Origin of the sequence: Enterovibrio norvegicus DSM 15893 (assembly GCF_900115495.1) — a bacterium.
Taxonomy (GTDB): Bacteria; Pseudomonadota; Gammaproteobacteria; order Enterobacterales; family Vibrionaceae; genus Enterovibrio; species Enterovibrio norvegicus.
Window position 1 is genome coordinate 44,206 of the sequence record NZ_FOWR01000022.1, and the last position, 18,625, is coordinate 62,830.

The 18,625-nt window shown below is 47.3% G+C and carries 26 protein-coding genes; 10 read left to right on the forward strand and 16 right to left on the reverse strand.

Annotation, left to right across the window (positions count from 1 at the left end; translation table 11 throughout):
- Nucleotide 1 precedes the first annotated feature (1 nt).
- Entirely contained in the window at nucleotides 2–823 is an 822-nt protein-coding gene (locus BM082_RS14680) for an AraC family transcriptional regulator (RefSeq protein WP_074927489.1), read from the reverse strand.
- 70 nt (nucleotides 824–893) lie between these two features.
- Nucleotides 894–1,487, reverse strand: a complete 594-nt coding sequence (locus BM082_RS14685) for a LysE family translocator (RefSeq protein WP_074927532.1) — start codon at nucleotides 1,485–1,487, stop codon at nucleotides 894–896.
- Nucleotides 1,488–2,018: 531 nt separating this feature from the next.
- Here BM082_RS14685 and BM082_RS14695 point away from each other — a divergent pair.
- Both BM082_RS14695 and BM082_RS14700 read left to right on the forward strand, forming a co-directional pair.
- The gene (locus BM082_RS14695) at nucleotides 2,019–2,309 is read left to right on the forward strand and encodes a YciI family protein (RefSeq protein WP_017009236.1); all 291 of its coding nucleotides are present in this window, start codon (nucleotides 2,019–2,021) and stop codon (nucleotides 2,307–2,309) included.
- Between the two features lie 2 nt (nucleotides 2,310–2,311).
- Nucleotides 2,312–2,854 (forward strand): nucleotidyltransferase family protein, encoded by a 543-nt coding sequence (locus BM082_RS14700; protein ID WP_017009235.1) that lies wholly within the window; start codon nucleotides 2,312–2,314, stop codon nucleotides 2,852–2,854.
- 46 nt (nucleotides 2,855–2,900) lie between these two features.
- On the opposite strand, the gene BM082_RS14705 is transcribed toward BM082_RS14700, so the two are convergent.
- On the reverse strand, nucleotides 2,901–3,932 hold the full coding sequence (locus tag BM082_RS14705; protein ID WP_017009234.1) for an endonuclease/exonuclease/phosphatase family protein: 1,032 nt from the start codon (nucleotides 3,930–3,932) through the stop codon (nucleotides 2,901–2,903).
- Nucleotides 3,933–4,241: 309 nt separating this feature from the next.
- Between BM082_RS14705 and BM082_RS14710 the strand changes: the two genes are divergently transcribed.
- Entirely contained in the window at nucleotides 4,242–5,549 is a 1,308-nt protein-coding gene (locus tag BM082_RS14710) for a hemolysin family protein (protein WP_280138445.1), read from the forward strand.
- A 177-nt stretch (nucleotides 5,550–5,726) separates the two neighbouring features.
- On the opposite strand, the gene BM082_RS14715 is transcribed toward BM082_RS14710, so the two are convergent.
- From BM082_RS14715 to BM082_RS14740, 6 genes are all read right to left on the reverse strand, one after another.
- Complete coding sequence (locus BM082_RS14715) at nucleotides 5,727–5,906, reverse strand: hypothetical protein (RefSeq protein ID WP_074927491.1); 180 nt, start codon at nucleotides 5,904–5,906, stop codon at nucleotides 5,727–5,729.
- Nucleotides 5,907–6,088: 182 nt separating this feature from the next.
- Complete coding sequence (locus tag BM082_RS14720) at nucleotides 6,089–6,562, reverse strand: 2TM domain-containing protein (RefSeq protein ID WP_074927493.1); 474 nt, start codon at nucleotides 6,560–6,562, stop codon at nucleotides 6,089–6,091.
- A 229-nt stretch (nucleotides 6,563–6,791) separates the two neighbouring features.
- Entirely contained in the window at nucleotides 6,792–7,448 is a 657-nt protein-coding gene (locus tag BM082_RS14725) for an alpha/beta hydrolase (protein ID WP_074927495.1), read from the reverse strand.
- A gap of 33 nt (nucleotides 7,449–7,481) precedes the next feature.
- Nucleotides 7,482–7,793: a cupin domain-containing protein gene (locus BM082_RS14730; RefSeq protein ID WP_017015046.1), complete on the reverse strand. Its 312-nt coding sequence runs from the start codon at nucleotides 7,791–7,793 to the stop codon at nucleotides 7,482–7,484.
- A 183-nt stretch (nucleotides 7,794–7,976) separates the two neighbouring features.
- The gene (gene nusG / locus BM082_RS14735; protein ID WP_017009189.1) at nucleotides 7,977–8,495 is read right to left on the reverse strand and encodes a transcription termination/antitermination protein NusG; all 519 of its coding nucleotides are present in this window, start codon (nucleotides 8,493–8,495) and stop codon (nucleotides 7,977–7,979) included.
- Between the two features lie 285 nt (nucleotides 8,496–8,780).
- On the reverse strand, nucleotides 8,781–9,632 hold the full coding sequence (locus BM082_RS14740; RefSeq protein ID WP_229491703.1) for a LysR family transcriptional regulator: 852 nt from the start codon (nucleotides 9,630–9,632) through the stop codon (nucleotides 8,781–8,783).
- A gap of 81 nt (nucleotides 9,633–9,713) precedes the next feature.
- Here BM082_RS14740 and BM082_RS14745 point away from each other — a divergent pair, with 81 nt between their 5' ends.
- Both BM082_RS14745 and BM082_RS14750 read left to right on the forward strand, forming a co-directional pair.
- Nucleotides 9,714–10,310, forward strand: coding sequence for a glutathione S-transferase family protein (locus tag BM082_RS14745; RefSeq protein ID WP_017009191.1), 597 nt, complete (start codon nucleotides 9,714–9,716; stop codon nucleotides 10,308–10,310).
- Nucleotides 10,310–10,723 (forward strand): VOC family protein, encoded by a 414-nt coding sequence (locus tag BM082_RS14750; RefSeq protein ID WP_074927498.1) that lies wholly within the window; start codon nucleotides 10,310–10,312, stop codon nucleotides 10,721–10,723. Before BM082_RS14745 ends, BM082_RS14750 begins: the two co-directional genes overlap by 1 nt.
- Before the next feature lie 131 nt (nucleotides 10,724–10,854).
- Here BM082_RS14750 and BM082_RS14755 read toward each other — a convergent pair whose 3' ends face one another.
- Together BM082_RS14755 and BM082_RS14760 are read right to left on the reverse strand one after the other, a co-directional pair.
- Entirely contained in the window at nucleotides 10,855–11,160 is a 306-nt protein-coding gene (locus BM082_RS14755) for a GNAT family N-acetyltransferase (RefSeq protein WP_342028270.1), read from the reverse strand.
- A 51-nt stretch (nucleotides 11,161–11,211) separates the two neighbouring features.
- Nucleotides 11,212–11,577, reverse strand: coding sequence for a hypothetical protein (locus BM082_RS14760; protein ID WP_017009194.1), 366 nt, complete (start codon nucleotides 11,575–11,577; stop codon nucleotides 11,212–11,214).
- A 312-nt stretch (nucleotides 11,578–11,889) separates the two neighbouring features.
- Here BM082_RS14760 and BM082_RS14765 point away from each other — a divergent pair, with 312 nt between their 5' ends.
- Complete coding sequence (locus BM082_RS14765; protein WP_017009195.1) at nucleotides 11,890–12,444, forward strand: peroxiredoxin family protein; 555 nt, start codon at nucleotides 11,890–11,892, stop codon at nucleotides 12,442–12,444.
- Between the two features lie 103 nt (nucleotides 12,445–12,547).
- Here BM082_RS14765 and BM082_RS14770 read toward each other — a convergent pair whose 3' ends face one another.
- From BM082_RS14770 to BM082_RS14780, 4 genes are all read right to left on the reverse strand, one after another.
- The gene (locus tag BM082_RS14770; RefSeq protein WP_280138446.1) at nucleotides 12,548–13,276 is read right to left on the reverse strand and encodes an agmatine deiminase family protein; all 729 of its coding nucleotides are present in this window, start codon (nucleotides 13,274–13,276) and stop codon (nucleotides 12,548–12,550) included.
- An 83-nt stretch (nucleotides 13,277–13,359) separates the two neighbouring features.
- Nucleotides 13,360–13,650, reverse strand: a complete 291-nt coding sequence (locus BM082_RS25440) for an agmatine deiminase family protein (RefSeq protein ID WP_280138447.1) — start codon at nucleotides 13,648–13,650, stop codon at nucleotides 13,360–13,362.
- Nucleotides 13,651–13,884: 234 nt separating this feature from the next.
- A complete protein-coding gene (locus BM082_RS14775) occupies nucleotides 13,885–14,103 on the reverse strand; it encodes a hypothetical protein (protein WP_017009197.1) in 219 nt (72 codons plus the stop codon).
- Nucleotides 14,104–14,270: 167 nt separating this feature from the next.
- Nucleotides 14,271–15,032, reverse strand: coding sequence for a ribonuclease H family protein (locus BM082_RS14780; protein ID WP_017009198.1), 762 nt, complete (start codon nucleotides 15,030–15,032; stop codon nucleotides 14,271–14,273).
- Between the two features lie 211 nt (nucleotides 15,033–15,243).
- On the opposite strand from BM082_RS14780, the gene BM082_RS14785 reads away from it, so the two are divergent.
- From BM082_RS14785 to BM082_RS14800, 4 genes are all read left to right on the forward strand, one after another.
- On the forward strand, nucleotides 15,244–15,591 hold the full coding sequence (locus BM082_RS14785) for a DOPA 4,5-dioxygenase family protein (protein ID WP_017009199.1): 348 nt from the start codon (nucleotides 15,244–15,246) through the stop codon (nucleotides 15,589–15,591).
- A 265-nt stretch (nucleotides 15,592–15,856) separates the two neighbouring features.
- Nucleotides 15,857–16,411, forward strand: a complete 555-nt coding sequence (locus BM082_RS14790) for a hypothetical protein (RefSeq protein ID WP_074927501.1) — start codon at nucleotides 15,857–15,859, stop codon at nucleotides 16,409–16,411.
- A gap of 24 nt (nucleotides 16,412–16,435) precedes the next feature.
- Nucleotides 16,436–17,545, forward strand: coding sequence for a cytochrome-c peroxidase (locus BM082_RS14795; protein ID WP_074927503.1), 1,110 nt, complete (start codon nucleotides 16,436–16,438; stop codon nucleotides 17,543–17,545).
- A 143-nt stretch (nucleotides 17,546–17,688) separates the two neighbouring features.
- Complete coding sequence (locus BM082_RS14800) at nucleotides 17,689–18,255, forward strand: DUF6151 family protein (RefSeq protein WP_074927505.1); 567 nt, start codon at nucleotides 17,689–17,691, stop codon at nucleotides 18,253–18,255.
- Here BM082_RS14800 and BM082_RS14805 read toward each other — a convergent pair.
- Nucleotides 18,252–18,599, reverse strand: a complete 348-nt coding sequence (locus tag BM082_RS14805) for an AAA family ATPase (RefSeq protein ID WP_074927507.1) — start codon at nucleotides 18,597–18,599, stop codon at nucleotides 18,252–18,254. The genes BM082_RS14800 and BM082_RS14805 overlap by 4 nt on opposite strands.
- Between the last annotated feature and the right edge of the window lie 26 nt (nucleotides 18,600–18,625).

Genomic DNA, 18,625 nt, shown 5'->3' on the forward strand with positions numbered 1-18,625 from the left:
GTTATTTCATCACGAAGTGCGATTGATAAAACTTCGGCGTAACGGCGAGTTTCTTTTTGAATTGGCGTTGGAAATGGGCTTGATCTGAAAAACCGAGCCTGAGTGCAACATCAGAAATATCATCGCCCGATTTAAGCATGATTTTGGCGCGTTTTATTTTCTCATCCATCAAATAAGCATGCGGTGGTAAACCAAATTGATGTTTGAAAGCGCGAAGCAGTTGATAGCGGCTCATGCCCGCTTCCTGTGCCAGCTCATCTAACTGATGTGTGTGTTCAATATCATCCAAGAGCCGCTCTCGAATGCGCATAAGCGGGGGTTGAGACATCATCACTCTGAGTGAGTCTTGCTGCTGTTTCCCTAAAATGCCCTCGATAAAATCATAAAAGCATACCTGAGCATGCAGCACACTCGCGTCGCTTTTCAATGCCTCAAACAAAGCACTAAAACGCTGCTGAATGTCGGGACTACGTTCAAGATCATAAATAAACGGGGTGTAATCGTGTGCGTCGCTTTGTAACACATCACGCTGAACATCGCCCATTTTGAGGGTATCCACAAACAACATGTTGTAAGACCAAGTCCCCACGTTAGGGTTGCAGGAATGCACGTCAGCGGGGTTAATCGTCACCACATCCCCTTTGCCGATCGCATGCGTCGTCTGCCGGTTTTTGTAGTTGGCACTGCCCTGCTGAATGATCCCGAAAGAAAACTCATCGTGCGAATGCGCTTCATAACAAGCAGCGCTTTGATTGGCGACACGCAGTTCAACCCAAGGCAGCAATGTGCTTTGCTTAAAACTGGCGCTTTTATCCTTCTTCATGCGTGCTCAACGTCCTTCCGCAAAACCCTTGAACCTTCCCTCGCCCGATGCAAATGATGACTGATGGCGTTCAAAGCCACATCATAGTGACTGACACAGCAAGCAACACACTCATCACTCTATTAAAGTGACGCTGTTGGACAGGATTATCAAGGTAGTTAGCCAAAACGGTGCCGATAACCGCCCATACCCCGACGCCTATCAAACAAATGACCAAAGACACCAAGGTAAATAACATGAGGTAAGTTTGTTCATCATCCTGCCCCACCACAAACAAACTGATGCCAGACATCGCAACCAACCATGCCTTTGGATTCAGCAGTTGCGTGAGAGACCCTGTCCATAGCCCTGAACGCCCTTTTTTCGACGCATCAATGCCTGATACTGGCGCTGTAAAAATCTTGTACGCCAAATAGAACAAATACACGCTCCCGCAAACACGCATGCCCAATTCCATCTTGGGCAGCAACGACAACAACAGTTGCATGACACTGCCAGAGAAAAACACCACCGCTGCATACGCGACCGATGCACCCACTACATGTTTAACAGCTTCACGCACGCCGAAGTTAATCGCCGTGCTGGTCGCCAGAATATTAACCGGCCCAGGCGTTACAGCGCCAACAAACGCGAATGTCGCCATGGCGACAAGGATATTTTCCATCACAACCACACCTATCTATCCTTCTCTTGAGTGTTTGAGAATACGTTAGGCGTATCGCTAAGTATTGAACGATATTGCACTGAGGTGCGCCGCGTCTGAGCGGTTAAAATTCATACGAAAAGATATGCCACCACCATCATAAGAGTTTGATTTCGCGTTAATAAATCTAAGAATTCTGGTTTATTATTGGAAGATTATAAACTTAGTGGCTACGCTAATCGGGTTGTAGTAAACGGGGTCATTCAGGACGAATACCCCTGTTTACTTATAGATCAGAATCTGCCGTCAGTTGTCGAGATAAAAATATGAAAGCCTTAACTCAACTCGCTCACCGCTATATGAAGGATCAATCAGGGGTTACCGCTGTAGAGTACGCCATTATGGGTATTGGCATCTCCTCCATCATTCTTGCGGTCTTCATTACAGACACTACGTTTAGAGATACCCTTATCTCTGCGTTTCAAATCATTGCTACAAATATCGACTCAGTAGCCAACTAGTCCCTGATTTTTTAACGATGAGAGCCTCTCCATGTTTGTTGTATCACTCACGTATACCGTCGCGCTCTCTGAGGTTGATCAGTACATTGACGCGCACATTGCATACTTAGAAAAACAGTACGCAGAGGGACATTTTCTGGCATCAGGACGCAAAGTGCCGCGCACTGGCGGGATCATTCTGGCCCGCGCCAACGATCGCGCACACCTTGATGCTATTCTGCGTGAAGATCCTTTCTATCAAGCGGGTGTGGCAGACTATGACATCATGGAATTCGAGCCTTCCATGGTTGCCGAAGGTCTGGATGGGCTGTTAGACAATTAGCCATGAATGAAAAGGTTATTTCTCTCGTCTTACAGGATCCTGTTCGCCAAAAAGCCCTCGATTGCCTCTTCACGTTAGCACTTCCCGATGCATACATCGCAGCAGGGTTTGTTCGCAACCGAGTGTGGGATTACCTGCATCAAAAGGACATCCCTACGCCGCTAAATGACATAGATGTTATCTATTTTGACCCTATCAGTGTCGATACTGCTGCCGATTTACAGCATGAAGAAACGCTGAAAAACATGATGCCAAGTCTTAACTGGCAAGTTCGAAATCAGGCGCACATGCACCTAAGAAATGGCGATGCCCCTTACGCAAGCAGTGAAGATGCTATGCGTTACTGGCCGGAAAAAGAAACAGCGATTGGCATCCGAAAAGTGGGGGACAGGGAGTATGAATGCATCGCGCCCTTTGGATTGACGTCTCTGTTTTCACTGTCTCTGACTTATAACCCTAAAAGGGATAAGCGCCTTTTTGAACAAAGGGTTGCAACTAAGAACTGGTTACAGCAGTGGCCAAAACTTCAGATCGCGCCCCATTAAAAAAGCGGCGCAATGGCCGCTTTCGTTCATGATAAGAACCGACAGATCAGTTAAAAGCCACTGTCGCCACCACTTGCGCATGGTCAGATTGTTTCTTGTTCCCTACGCCATCATTCTTCAAATGGGCGTCGTATACATCAAACCCAGACACTCGGCCTGCAGCGCTATTGTTCTTCTCATTAAGAGCATTTGAAACAAACACGTAATCCAACGTGCCGCCTTCGCCGCGATGATAGTGGGTCGGCGTTCTTGGGGTGCCATCAGGGTTAGGGGCCATGTCGAAGGCATCATATAACTTGAGTTTGTAGCTTGCGACCTTGGCCTCAATGGGCAGGTCTGCCCAAGCAACGCCATCAATGTCATACACGCGGCCACGGTTTGAAAGGGCCTCAATGGCGATAGAATGAATACTGTCATTCAAGTCCCCTAGCAACACCACAGGCGTCTCAGACGACGCATGCAAATCTTTCGAAATGTTCTCGTAAAGCTCGCTCGCTTCCGCACCGCGTTGAAGCATTGACGCCACGTTGCCAATGGATCTCGCTTGCATCGCTGCCAACACGCGCTCATTCCACCCTGCGTTATCACAAACATCTGACGGAATAGAAACAGGACGTTTTGATTTAAAGTGCGCGACGTACACAATCGCATTGGCTGCACCGTCGATTTGGACTTCAGCACGAATCGGCGTACGCGAAAAATCTGTGTCTTCTTTCAACGGTAAATGCTGGCTGGAGTTGTCATTGAATGACACCTTTTCCGCCGATACCAAAGGGAATTTGGAGGCGATGGCCACCACAGGCCCCACATACACATTGTCGCCGTCATCCCCTTTTGCTGGCGTATCTACCACCGCGAAATGCGGGTATCCCGCAGCGTTCACCAAGGCTTCAAGCTCGTCAGGGCTAAACACTTCTTGAAAGCCCACCACATCACACGCCATCGTATCGAGCTGCGCAGCTACCCATGCTTTTTTGTCTAACCAATCGCTGTCTGAATACGTATTCTGAGGGGCGTACCATGCCACCGGAGGCGCAGCGAATTGGTAGAGATTAAATGTACCGAATCGAATATCCATCTTCTTTTCCTCTCTGTAGTTATACCCAAACAACCTCACAGGCATTCAAATACCGCAACAACAAACTTCGTCGATCACCTGCTTTAGATCGTGTATTTTATCAGCCAAAAATGTGGGCAAACTTCACGTCCATAAGACTTTGGCAAGATAGATTTCATAAAACGGCATGACGAGCGTTCAGTCGCGGATCAATTCGCTCAGTTTCGCGGAAAAAGTAAGCGTAGGTTGTTTGGGTATAATCACATTCAGCAAGACGATTCCAGATTAATCTGTAGATAATTTCATCAGCGGAATCAATACACTAAGGACGTGCTACTGCTTGTTAGTTTAATTGTTATTAACGGTATCTTTGCCATGTCGGAGATTGCGTTGGTCACCGTCAAAAGCAGTCGATTGAAGCGTTTAGCGGAAAGAAGTAAAGCCGCGCACGTTGCACTGACCCTCAAAGAAAACCCCACACGATTCCTCTCAACCATTCAAATTGGCATTACCGTGATTGGTTTGCTGAGCGGCATCGTCGGTGAGGCGACCTTGTCTGTGCCCTTTGCTGAATGGTTGGTGGTGATGGGCTTGGATGTGTACACCGCAGATATTTTCTCAACCGCCTGCGTGGTGTTAGCGATTACTTACTTCGCCATTGTCATCGGTGAATTGGTGCCTAAACGCTTTGCACAATCAAATGCCGAGCGACTTTCAGTGTTAGTGGCATTGCCAATTTACTGGCTGTCCAAAATCGCTACGCCCTTCGTTGCCTTACTGACACACTCCACAGAAGCATCACTGCGCGCGCTGAACGTCAGCCAAGAAAACGACGACACAGTGACCGAAGATGACATTCAGGCACTGGTCAGTGAAGGGTCATTGTCTGGCGCAATTGAGCCTCAAGAGCACGAGATGATAAACAACATACTGCATCTCAATGACAGGCTGGTTAGCTCGCTGATGAAACCGCGCCGTGACATTGATTTTCTCGACATCGACCAACCCGTCGACCAGGTTCTCAAACGTATCCGAACAACCAAACACAGCGTGTTTCCTGTTTGTCGAGGCAATCTAGATAACGTGGTGGGCACGGTTTCTTCCAAAGCCATGCTTAATCAAGCGGGCAATTTATCGATCCCCGTGATAGCTAGCCTCTTAAAACGTCCGGTTTACGTGCCTGAGTCCATGCGCGGATTAACCTTGCTGAACTATTTGCAGCGAAAAAGCGGTGAATTGGCGTTTATCGTCGACGAATATGGTGACATCCAAGGGTTAGTCACCCATTACGATTTACTGAAAGCCATTGCGGGTGATTTGTCGTTGTCGGAAGAAGATGCATGGGCGAAACAGCTTCCCGATGGCAGTTGGTTCATGGATGGCATGATGCCCATCGCCGAGTTCAAAAGTCGACTAAACATCAGCACCTTATTGGGAGAAGCGGAAGAAGGCTTCCAAACCCTGAACGGTTTATTGATGTGGGTGGCGGGGCGTCTGCCGAACGAAGGTGAGGTGATCAGCTATCAATCATGGCGTTTTGAAATCATCAAATTGGCGCATAACCAGATTGCCGATGTGAAGATGATGCCTTTAATGGTGCCGCCGAAAGAGCCCACAAAAACGCATGAAGCGGCTTAAAGCGGCTTAAAGCGAGAAACGAGAAACGAGAAACGAGAAACGAGAAAAATGCAAAAAAAAGCCCGGAAACCAAAGAGGAATACCGGGTTTTATTAGCAGAATTACATTGGGAGAACTGCTACAAATAGGGAGAATGTTTCGCTGCTCATACCAACACACAAGGTGTGAGCAGTGTTGTCACGAGTAAGCGGCAGAAACCCCTTTGCTATCGAAAAAGTGAAGCTTGTTGGTGTGAAATGACAGACCCATTTGATCTCCCGCTTTCACGTCACTGTCTCCATCAGTTCGCACAGTGATTTTGCCTAGCTCACCGCAATCAACACTTCTATAGATGCCCACGAAGGCGGATTCAGTCACATTTCTTCGCTATCGTTATTTTTGAAAAGCCGGCAACTTACCGCCAAATCAACATATTTCCGGGGTGACGCCCAATAGAAAACCCGCCGAAAGCGGGTGTAGGCTGGATGAATCATTGCCAATGTGATGGGGCATGTTGGCAAGACACGATCAGGCAATCAGTGGTAGTGGACAATTTGGGGTTATAGCTTTCGCCCTAACCGCTTTTCCACTTGCTTGCGTTCCCAATCAGCGCCAAAGAAATTCAGCACTTCAAATGCGCTTAATCCGTGAGAAATAATGCCAATGCCCCACCCCATAGCAGGCCACCACGCCCAGATATATTCCGGGCTGGTCATGTAGTTCAAAATGAACAACCCCGCGATCACTAACGCATAGGTCATTAGGTGTGAGTAGAAGCCTTTAATTTCTCTCACTTGGTTAATCACGCGGGTTTCTTCTTCTGTAATTTTTACGTCAGCTGGCATGTCGGGCTCCGGTTCTTTTTGAAGATCTGATACTTGAACGTCGAATACAGCAGCCAACGATTTCAGCGATTCCAATCCCGGTTTGTCACCCCTTTCGATGCGTTGAATGGTTCTAACACTCAGGCCGCTCATCTCCGAAAGTTGCTCTTGTGACCACCCACGTTGTAATCGTAATTTCCTGATAATCATTTCGTTTCCTTTCTGCTGTGTGCCCTTAAAATCTACGAAAAACCGGCATGTATTGGCTACGACACCGCCGCGACACTTACCTGACAGTGCTTTAAAAACATAGACTTACTTATAATAAATAGATTTAGCATTGGGATTCTCGAACATCAACTTATCCCGTCAGCAATGCGACAGAAAGCCGACTGCGCTTGAGAAGCTTGCCTTAAACGCACAGAATACGCCGAGAAAATCACAAACCAAGGCGTGCAGTAAGCCACACGGAAATATCATTGATTTGTGGCATACACACCTGATGCTCCATCGGGTAGGTAGACCAATTAGGTTTAAAACCCGCGGCAATCAAATCGTCACGCGCATCTTCCCCCATCGTTGGCAACACTACGGGGTCAAAACTGCCATGCATGATTTCAATCGGGATATCACGATTTGCATCCGAATATTCAATGACGTCGGAGGTAGGGAAATACGTCGATAACGTCAGCAACCCCGCCAGCGATTGCGGGAAACTCAACGCAGATTGATAGGCGACGGCGCCGCCTTGAGAAAAGCCGGCCAGAATGATGCGATCGGCAGCAATACCTCGCGAGATTTCTTGTTCGATCAATTCATTCACTTGGTTTGCAGATGCAAGAAGTTGCTCGGTATTTAGCTTTCGCCCAGCCCCCATTTCCAAAATGTCATACCAAGCAGGCATCACCATACCGCCGTTTACCGTGACAGGTATTGACGGCGAGTGTGGAAAAATAAACCGCACAGGCGCATCTGCAGGAAGGCGGAGTTCAGGCAAAATCGCCTCAAAATCATGGCCATTAGAGCCTAAACCATGTAGCCAGATCACAGCCGCGGTAGCGGCAATTTTCGGTTCAACTTCTACGCATTTCAGCATCTTTTCGTTCCATATCTAAGAGGTTATTAGAAATTACACACTGCCTTCTTTCTCGATCACCAAAATGCGTGCTTCGCCAACAGGGTGCGCCACATGTTCAGTGCCCACTGCGGCGTAAAAAATATCACCGACGACCATCAGGTTAGATTTCTCAAGGCCATTCTCGCGATAGCGCATCTCGACTTTGCCATCGAGCACAACGAAGATCTCTTCTCCGTCGTTGATGTGCCATTTGTAGGGTTGGTCGGTCCAATGAAGGCGCGTGGTAATGCCGTTCATGTTGGCGATGTCCATCGCACCCCATGGTCGTTCAGCTGTATAATTGGCGCTTTTAATAAACTTCATACAGCCATCCTTGCGGTATTCATCTCAAGCTAAAGCTTATAGATCGGTAGCGGAATTGAAAACAAAGGCGTGGAAAAACAGGGGAAAGATCAATGCATTTAGATGTGACAGGAGATGTAACAGGACACTTACGAACGCCATCCTTGGCTGGGTATGGAAACAATCAGGGCGCAGCGTGACTGTTTACCAAGTAAATTCAGATATTTCAGTTCTTACGTAGCAGCGAGAAGGCAGATCGAGCAACATAGAGAACCCTAGCTGTGTCACTGGCGTGGCAATCAGCTTCACCTCTCCCATGTCAACAAATTTTCCGGTAATGCCTTTCAGCGAACCGTTGATCACGGCAATGGTACAACCATCTACCTTGTCATTATTGATGGATTCGGTTTGTTCATAATAGTGCAGCACGGTTTTAATTTTAACGATGTCACACCCTGGAACAGAGGCCAAATATTTGCCATGCCTAACAAAGTGAGACAATTCCGGTGCCGTTTTTACCCACTGAAGCCCTTCAGGCGTAGTGCGAACAAAAACGTGGCATTTGAACAAGGGCTCGTAGCACGTTCGTTTTTTACCATTCACCACTTGCGAGAAGGTGCGAACAGGCAAATACACATCTATCCCCTTACGTTGAAGGCGACCGGCGAGATCTTGTTCTTCACCTGGGTGTGTACACGCAACATACCAGCGATAACTTTGCAATTCGCTCTCCTTTAACGCAGGCTCAACGCCCAAATAATGAAAGGCTAATGAGCTCAAAACATAAACTGCAGACTGAGAAATTTACGATTGCAGGATTTAACTTATTTCACGAAGAATAATAACTCTTAAACAGATAGGAGAAAAGTAAAAGAACGCAGGATGTGACAAGGCTTCTCGACGTAACGACAACTCCGGAATGCCTGTCACAAAGATGAACATTGAAGTGATCTGAACCGGAAAGATATCTGGGCTTTTCGCAAAGAAATTTTTACATAATCATTGCCATTACCACCTGTTTTTTAGGTGGCTAGCAAATGCGGTGAGCAAAGGGTTCCTATTTAAGGAAGGATGATAGAGCAGCCACAGGTTCCAACAAGGCAAAGGGGTCAATGTAGGAACGCTTTTTAGTGTGTCATCGTTTTCGACGATAAAGCTAGGTAGTAAACCGATACCAACCCCAGACCGAATAATCTCCCCAACACACATATAACTGTCAGCCTTCAGTTGGTAGGTACACGCATCCTTTTGTTCGCCTTGCCAGCGCTCCCCTGGCAGATGCGCAAAGCAATCGTTCAACCCCACCCAAATCGCAGAATCGATTTTCTGTGCCTCACGCTTCTGTGCAAGCTGTAATGAGAAAGAGTGCAAACGTATACCCACTAAATCTTCGTCTGGAGAATTAGTTGCCCGAATAGCCAGATCGGTGCTCGCCTCCCTCAGGTCAACATGCATGGGCGTAGCACTGATCTCAAAGTTAGTGTTTGGATTGGTTGCTGAAAATGCTCCAATCAGAGAAGACAATCTCGGTAACGCAATATCACAGCAACTTACCGTTAACGTGCCTTCAATGTGCTCTTGTTTCTTCTTCAACCAAAAACGGATGTCATTGACATTGTCTCCCATACGTTCAACAAATGTGCCCAACTGCTGCCCATCATGGGTGAATATAATGCCGTTAGTCGTTCGACGAATGAGGCATACTCCCACTGTTTCTTCTAGACGAGCAACCCGCCGGCATACCGTGGAGTGACTGATATTCAGTGCTTTAGATGCACCTGAAAGTGAGCGCGCTTTGACTACAGCAAAGAAAATCTTTAAATCATTCCAAACTGGCTCTGCAATTTTGCCATCACCCATTGCGTAAACCTCCATGTTAATGTCGTCATTCTCCTTTTACAGTGGTGTGAACTCAATCATCCCTTAGAAGGAAGTCACCCCATGAAGTTGTATGATCTAGAACTGTCCGGTAACTGTTATAAGATTCGTCTTTTCTGTGCACTGAACAATATTCAAATCGACATTGCTCCGGTCGATTATCTCGCTAACGAGCACAAATCAGCGGCTTTCCTCAACATCAACCCTCTTGGACAAATCCCAGTGCTTGACGATGAGGGAGTGCTGATCAGAGATTCGCATGCCATTCTTATCTACCTCGCGCAAACCTTCCGTTTAAATCACTGGTTGCCACACAGTGCCCTCACTCAGGCGCGCATCATGGAGTGGCTTTCTTTTTCCGCAAATGACATTGCTCGTGGCCCGAACGATGCTCGCTTGCACGATTTGTTTGGCCTTCCCCTCGATATTGATACCGCAAGAAACAACGCGAAAAAATGCCTGGATATCATGGATGCACATCTCGCCACACATACATGGTTAGCCCACAAAAGCGCAACGATTGCCGATATCGCTTGTTTTCCCTATGTCGCACTGGTGCAAGAAGGGGGCGTCAGTCTTCAAGGTTATGACAATATCCACCGTTGGATAAGAGACATAAAAGCGCTCGATGGCTTCATCCCTATGCCAGGATTGGCATAATGTCAGTCCACTTTCGTGTCACCAAGGTTGAACATGTCGGTATTCGCGTCAGTGACCCTGAAGAATCAGTTCGGTTTTATCAATTGCTGGGCTTTAAAGAAGTGGTCCACTTGCCCGATCATCAAGCATGTGAACTCACTAACGCGGATGGCATCACGGTGAATTTAATTTTCAATGGCGAAGCGCACAACCCGAAAATATACAATCCGCTACAGGATGCTCAACCCAAGCGCCCAGGAATAACGCACATCGCATTTGTCATTGATTCAATGCCGCAGTTTCTTGAATTCTGCGCATCTAACAACATTGCGATCACAGAAGGCCCAATACGTATCGGTGAACGCAGGGTGGCCTGTTTTATTCGGGATCCCGATGGGGTGGTGTTGGAGTTCAACGCACTGAATACGCAATAAGCGAAAGCGTTAGCCAGATGTATCCACGAGTTTCTTCGTCAGAAAATGCAGTTGATGAACGACAGGGTAATCATCGAGGGTCATTTGGCATTGATAGCCGCATTTTTCGTAGAAGGGTTTGGCTTGAAAGCTCAGCGTATCAACCCATGCCGAATGGCAGCCTTGCTCAATCGCGTAGGCTCCATTCGTTGCATGAGTTGGGTACCAATGCCCTTTTCACTTGATACAGGATCTACCCAGAGGAAGCGGATATACATCCAATTCCCCCAGATTTTTGAAACGATGCCGCCGACACGCTTGCCCGCATCATCCACGGCATACACGCCGACATCAATGTCTTGTGCGTCCTCAACAAACGGGTCATTGAACGCAATCAGGCCTCGTCGCACATCCATGATGTCGTCCGCGTTGGGATCATTCACGATGTGGAATTCCATGCTTTCCTCCTGATCGCGTTGTTGCAATTCACTCGCGTCTTTATCGCTGGGTTATTTCTTTGTGGGTGCGCCTTGTGAAGCGCCAGCCGCTTCTAAGGCCTGTTTCAATGCGGTGATTTTCTTTTCTTTAAACCAAAAAATCAGGAACATACCAATGGTAACCGCAATGCAAGAATACAATTGCAATTGAGAATACACATTGAAATTGGTGGTCAGGAAAAACAACATGATGAGGGCGAGAATAGATTGCGTGATCCAGCGAGACTTGTCGTTAAAACTCATGGTTTTCGAGGTTTCGTCATACTTCACATGCACACGACCGACTAGTGCGCCTAAGTTGATCAGAACACCCCCTGTGACAGATTTTGAATCATAATTGTTCGCTGCCAGATATTTTTCCAGACCTTTAAGATCCATGTATTGCTCTCCTTTCATGCAAGACAGAAAACGACCATATGCTGTTTTCTACTTCATGCTCACTGTGCTTAGTTGCTGATAATACCAGAAGCCTTTTCTCGCACAGAGGGGTTAACACCTTTCTTGCTCTCATTTCTTGTTACGAAACGCTAAGCGCATCGATCTCATCGTGCTTCGCACATTGAATCTAAACACCCACCTAAATTAGTTTCGATGCGATACAACAATTGACAATGCATCGTGCTAGTGAGATATTTGTTTCGCATCGATACTAATTAAAATAACTCACTCCATCACCGTAAGGAGAACACCATGTTGAACAATCATTCGGGAAATACATTTACTCTCAACGTCAGTGAGTGGTTTAACACCGATAAAAGCCTCGAGATGGCTGACTTCAAAGGGCGTGTTGTAGTGATCTATGCATTCCAAATGCTCTGTCCAGGTTGTGTGTCTCACGGGTTGCCACTCGCGAAAAACATCCAACAGTCTTTTCGCAATGAAGACGTGCAGGTTATTGGTTTACATTCGGTTTTCGAGCATCATGACGTGATGACGCCCAAAGCGTTGGAAGCCTTCATTCATGAATATCGTCTCACATTTCCAATCGCCGTGGATACGCCGAGCAAATATAGCCACCTTCCTGAGACCATGAAGGCCTATCAATTTGGAGGCACACCGACAATATTACTGATAGACCAATCGGGTAAACTGAGGCTGAATCACTTTGGCGCGGTAAATGAGCTCCAACTGGGTGCGATCATAGGTTCTCTATTGGAAGAAAAAGTGTCTCAAAAAGAAAAGGAAAGCGTGTCGGTTGATGAAACCCTTCAAGCAGGCTGTGACGAAAATGGCTGCAGCATTTAAGCTGATCTGAGTACCATAAAAAGCGATACTGGCATGTTGCCCGTATCGTTTTACCTTTTTCATTCTGCCGCTTGATAGCAGAAAAACGCACTCGAAGCGCTCGTTACATCAAACACCTTGGTTCTTGCTGCGTTGCGCAATGGATGCTGCCACCACCTGCCGCAATGGCATCAACATTCAGCGCCACAATGTCACGATCAGGAAACAACGAAGCCAATGTGTTTTTGGCTTTTCTGTCTGCCTCAACATCGCCGAATTCTTGCATGATCACTGCGCCATTACACACGTAAAACCCCACGTAACCAGCGGCAAAATCAGGGCTGTCGTATCTCTCACGCACTGTGTTTGGCGTATCCAGTGGGTGAACCATGAGCTTGTTGCCTTGCGCATCGGTGGCGTTGGCGAGTATGTCAGCATGTTCGCGTGTTACATCATATTCATAGGAATCTGGATCGGTATCGATGCCCACCACCACATTGCCCGGCGTGGTGAATCTCGCATAAAAATCAGTATGCCCATCGGTGATATCTCGGCCTTTTATGCCCGGTAGCCAGATGATTTTTTGCAGCCCCAACAAAGGCGAGAGCGCATCTTCAAACTCGGCTTTGGACATGCCGGGGTTTCGGTTTTTGTTCAAGGCACAGCTTTCCGTGACGATTGCGGTGCCTTGGCCATCAACCTCAATCCCCCCTCCTTCCATCACCACAGACGCTTTTTCCCGCGGGAGTTGGGCATGATTGGCAATCAGTGCCGCCACCTTCGCATCCAATCGATAGGCTTGCTTGCCACCCCAACCATTAAAATTGAAATCTATTGCGGCACATTCTCCCATTGAGCTTTCAACAAACAACGGCGCTGTGTCTCTCGCTCATAGATCGTTCATGTTGCTTTCAATGAAATCGACTCTGTCACCCATCAAAGCATACGCCCTTGCCATGTCACATTGACGACCAACATGGAAACCGGTTCATATTCAGCGATAGTGAGAGCAATATTCGCGAGGTTTTCCTGTACGCCTGGGAATAAGCGTCGCCCCCAAATGTCCTTATTGGCGCCAAAAACCATCCAAGTACGTGCATGAGGTGCAGCCTCATCAGGCATTAGCCAACCTGAAGTGCGCGCAGTTGTCGCGCCAAGGTGACAAGCGAGTGGAAGTGTCACAGTGAGTAAGCCTGTTTGTTGAATGAAACGACGTCGAGAGATCATTGTAAGCCCAACGAGTTGACCCAAAAAATGCGTAATTTTATTCACTCTCAGTCTATGCACTTTGATTTAAGATGGTCTGTTTGAAGGGTGAAAATGCTACGCGCGGCGTGTTTCTCGTGACGAACACTTAAGAAAAATGCACCTAAGTGCTTATGGTGAATATGCATACTGAAGCGAATAGACAGGATGAAAAAAACAGCCAGCAAATATGCTGACTGTTTTTGTTCAAATGCATCAAATATCGAGTGGTGGTTTCTTTCGCATCTCTTCAAGCGAGCTCCCCATCATGATGGGGTCGGACAGGGACTCACATTCGTATACACCTTTGGTAAATTCAAGAGCTTCGTAAAAACTCCACCCTTGCTGGGAAAGCTCACCTGCAATTTCCACTTTATTCTTTCCGCTACTGTGCATGTCAACAACGTTACCAATTGCTTCATCGATCTCATTCATACCCGCACCTTTATATTGTCAAGCTGTACTCGTTTAAGGTAGCGGGGTATTCCTACGCAAGATGTATCATATTTTTGACTCATCGCGCCTAATCACTCAGCATCACGGTATTACTTCACATCGTCGAGAAACAGGGGGAGCCAGCGTTACCATACCAAAGCTATGCACTACCCTTTTCTGAGCGCCAGAATTTCCGCGATATCATCCGTTTCACGAAATAGGGTTAACCCTTGGTCTTGACGTTCAATCGCCACAATTGACATTCTGTCTGCAAGTTCATTGCCTTCAATGCCAACGTGACCATTCACGTGATGGATCGTAATGTCAGATTTCATTGATTGATAGAGCGCATAAGCCGACTGAATGATGTCGAGGTTTTTAATTTCACCGCCTGCCTTTTTCCAGCCTTTTTTCTCCCACCCTTCAGCCCACTTTGTCACGCAATCGATAGAGTATTTTGAGTCACAATAAATCGCCACGGACTGCTTTTTTTCAAGCTTCTCTTGCGCAAGCATGAACGCTTGTTCTAGCCCATGCAGCTCAGCCGTATTGTTCGTGCCTACCGCTTGATAAAGTCCATACCACAGCTCGCGTAATTGGTTATTTTCATATACCGCTAAACCCGTGCCCGCTTCACCAGGGTTAGGTTCACACGCTCCATCCGTAAAAATCTTAATATCAAACGGCATCGCTGCGATTTGTGCTTCGGATAACGGAACAGGCTTTGATTTATTCGTTTTCTTAACGGCAGAAGACGTTGCTGATGCTGCGCTAGATTTACCACCAAACGCTGCTTCCGCTTCCACTAACGTGGGAAACGATTTGAATTTTGCACCCTGGAAACCGTCAACTTGCGCTTTGCATTGCGCCCAGTCAGTGTAAATACCACTCTTACGACCTTTCCAAACCACATAGTATTTTTTAGCCAAACCGATTCCTTACTGATTCATTGAGGAGGGATGTTTTGAATACCCAGTCTCTCCTGCCACACAGCGACAACTGCACCACCCTCATTATTCATAAATCAGCGATAGGCGCTACCGACAATGCCGATGCTCGCACTCATCCGGCAATAAGTATGGAATGTACAAAGTAAAATACGCTAGGCTAGTTATAAAACTCAGGCTGAGGAGAAGTAGGATGGACAGCCCTAAAAGACCGATAAACAACCATGAGGCCTACCATGCCCATGTGTATTTTGATGAGAGCACACTGGATACAGCAAAGCATCTTCATCAGAAAATTCAGCAAAACTTTCCCCTAAAATTAGGGCGAATACATGAAAGACCTGTTGGCCCACACACGATGTGGAGCTATCAAGTGCTTTTCTTCAACGCAGACTTCGACCGCTTCATTCCTTGGTTAGATGAGGAAAGAAAAACATTGAATGTGCTTGTTCATGCTAGCACTGGCGACGATCTTGCTGACCACACTAAACATGCGTATTGGCTTGGAGATACCGTAGAGTTAGATCTTCGCGGATTCTAACGACAAGCGCCTTTAAGCCTTATTTATGTAGACAAAGGCAAAGGCAAAGGCTTAACAAACACCGTTTGATACACACAACATTTGCCTTTTCTACCCTTTCTTTGCTCGCACTTACCACGCTAGCAGTTTGCACCTGCACTGCATAACATCGCGAAAACAAAACACCCCACGCAAACCGTTAACAATTTCTACATTTCTTTCACATCCCATCATTTATACCTGTCGGCACATGAACCATTCACGCACTGTTGTCTCCGGTAACCAAATGATGAAAACCCATTTTTCGGCTCAAAACGCGCCTTTTTTAATACCCATTGTTGCGCTACCCCTCGCTCTTTTCTCTAGCATGATTCAAGCCGAACAGAGAAACCCATATCAAATAGCAATCTCTGGTGAAGCCTTTGCCACAGGTGCGCTCGGCGGTGAAGATGAAATGCTCGTCGGCATGGAATTCAAATACTTCTTTCTGCCTACCACTCCCTTTCACCCTTTCCTCGCCGCTGGCTACAAAACTGACATCGACAAAGAAGGCAGCGCGGTAGATATCGTGTATGCGGATGTTGGATCGCAATGGGATTTTGCAGAATTTTGGGGAAATCGCGCTTTCTTGGAAGCCTCCATTGGCGGGGCTTACATCAATGAAGAGATTGCCGTTTCGCTGCTTGATCGAGAAGCCAACAATTCATACTCAGAGTTTGATTTCAAAGCATCGCTGGGACTGGGTGTTGAATGGCAAAAAGCCTTCGGTACGACGCTCGTTGTAAACCAATACGGTTCCAATGACCTCACCGGCGGACTTAGCTTTTCATACTCCTTCTAATGCACACATAAATAGGTTTTCATCATGAAGAAATTAAGCGCTGTAATGCTTCCTCTCATCTTGGCTGCCTGTGGTGGTGCATCACCCAGTGATGACCCAACAAGCGAGCAGGTCGGCAGCTTGCCATTAACCATTATCGAGCCAGCTAATAACCCATCATCCGCCGAAAAAGTCGCACTCGGAAAACAGCTCTTTTGGGACCCGATTTTATCAGGCAACCAAGATGTGGCCTGCGCGACATGCCATCACCCTGATAATGGCTACGCAGAGCACATTGATGTCAGCATGGGTGTTGGCGGTGTAGGGTTGTCCGAAGCGCGTATCTCTGGCGCTTTGGTTAAGAGAAACTCCCCCACCATCGTCAACACGGCTTACAACGGGATTGATGAGAACAGCAACTACGACCCTTCTGCGACCGTCATGTTTTGGGATAACCGTGCGACCTCGCTGGAAGACCAAGCACTCGATCCCATTCGTTCGAAGGAAGAAATGCGCGGCGACCAGTTCACGGAAGCTGAAATCTTAGATGAGGTGGTGTCGCGTCTCAATGCGAATGGTGACTACATGACACTGTTCACCGACGCTTTTGGTGATAGCACCATCAATGATGAACGCATTGCACAGGCGCTTGCTGCATTCGAAAGGTCGCTGATCTCAGCAAATAGCCCTTTTGATCGCTATGCACGAGGCGACGAATCTGCATTAACGCAACAGCAGGTTCGCGGGCTAAATGCCTTCATAGATGCGGGTTGCAATGCCTGCCACAGTGGACCCATGTTCTCAGATTATGCGTTGCACCAACTCGCCGTTGAAACCAACCCTAAACTCACGAATGCAGGCATTGACGACAACGGCGTTGACGGCAAATTCAGAACACCAAGCTTGAGAAACGTCGCCCTCACCGCGCCTTACATGCATAACGGCACGGAGAGGACACTAAGAGATGCCATTGCTTTTTACAACGGCGTCGGTAACCCAAGCAATGATCCTGACCTCGCCGCATTAGACTTTGATAATAACGGCGACACCATCGACGCCATTGAAGCCTTCTTGATGTCGCTTACCGATGAAGGATTTGACAAAACCATTCCAGACGCAGTGCCTAGCGGGCTTAATCCAGGCGGGGATATTTAAGTAAGATACGGAAATAGTGGGATCTTTTCTGAGACGGGCGCTCAATCGCCCGTCCATACACTCGCGCTTTGATAACATTCGTTATAGTGTCAAAAGAGGGTAGCAATAATTCGCTTACCTTTTTCAACGGATGGAATTCTCTTATGACAGATTTATCATTGCAGTGTGATTGCGGCGCATTAAAAGGCACGGTCAAGAATGTGTCACCCAAGAAAGGCAACCATATGGTTTGCTACTGTGACGATTGCCAAGGCTTCGCAAAGTACATTGGCAATGAAGAGAAATGGCTGGATGAATTTGGCGGCACAGATTTATTCCAACTGGCACCTTCGCAAGTGGAAATCTATCAAGGGGCAGACCAACTGCGCTGCATGCGCATGACACCCAAAGGCGTTTATCGCTTCTACACCGCGTGCTGTCACTCCCCCATTGTTAACACCATCAGCAGAAAAATGCCGTTCGCTGGCATTCCGCTCACCGCGCTTCAAGGTGAAGGCAAAGAAGCCGCTGTTGGCCCAGTGAAATGTTATGTCATGGGCAAATTTGCCAAAGGCACGCCACCCACTAACCCACACCCTAAGTTTTCCTTTGCCTCACTCGCGGCCATGATGTCGTTCATGCTCAAGAACAAAATTCAGGGCAACAACGTGCCGACGCCGTTTTTCAAGGACAATGGCCAAGCGGTTGCAAAGCCCGATAAGCGCGATTAATCCGAAAATAATTGTGCCAGCATCGGTGCAGGATTATTTAGAAATGCTTTGGTGACCTGATAATGCTCGGTGTCTTCGTACTTGATTTGGTTGATACCAGACTGATCGATCTGATAAATCCGCGCGCCTGGGTACGCCATCAATATTGGGGAATGCGTTGCGATAATAAACTGGGAATTGGCTTTCACCAGTTGATGCATTCGGCTCAATACGGAGAGCTGTCGGGTTGGCGACAGCGCCGCCTCTGGTTCGTCGAGAATATATACCCAAACGACCTGAAGATGCTCGCATTCAGAGGTTATCAATGCGTTCAATTCGAGGTGAATTTTACGAGGAATAGTCATTCTATTTCCGTGGAATTTAACGAAGA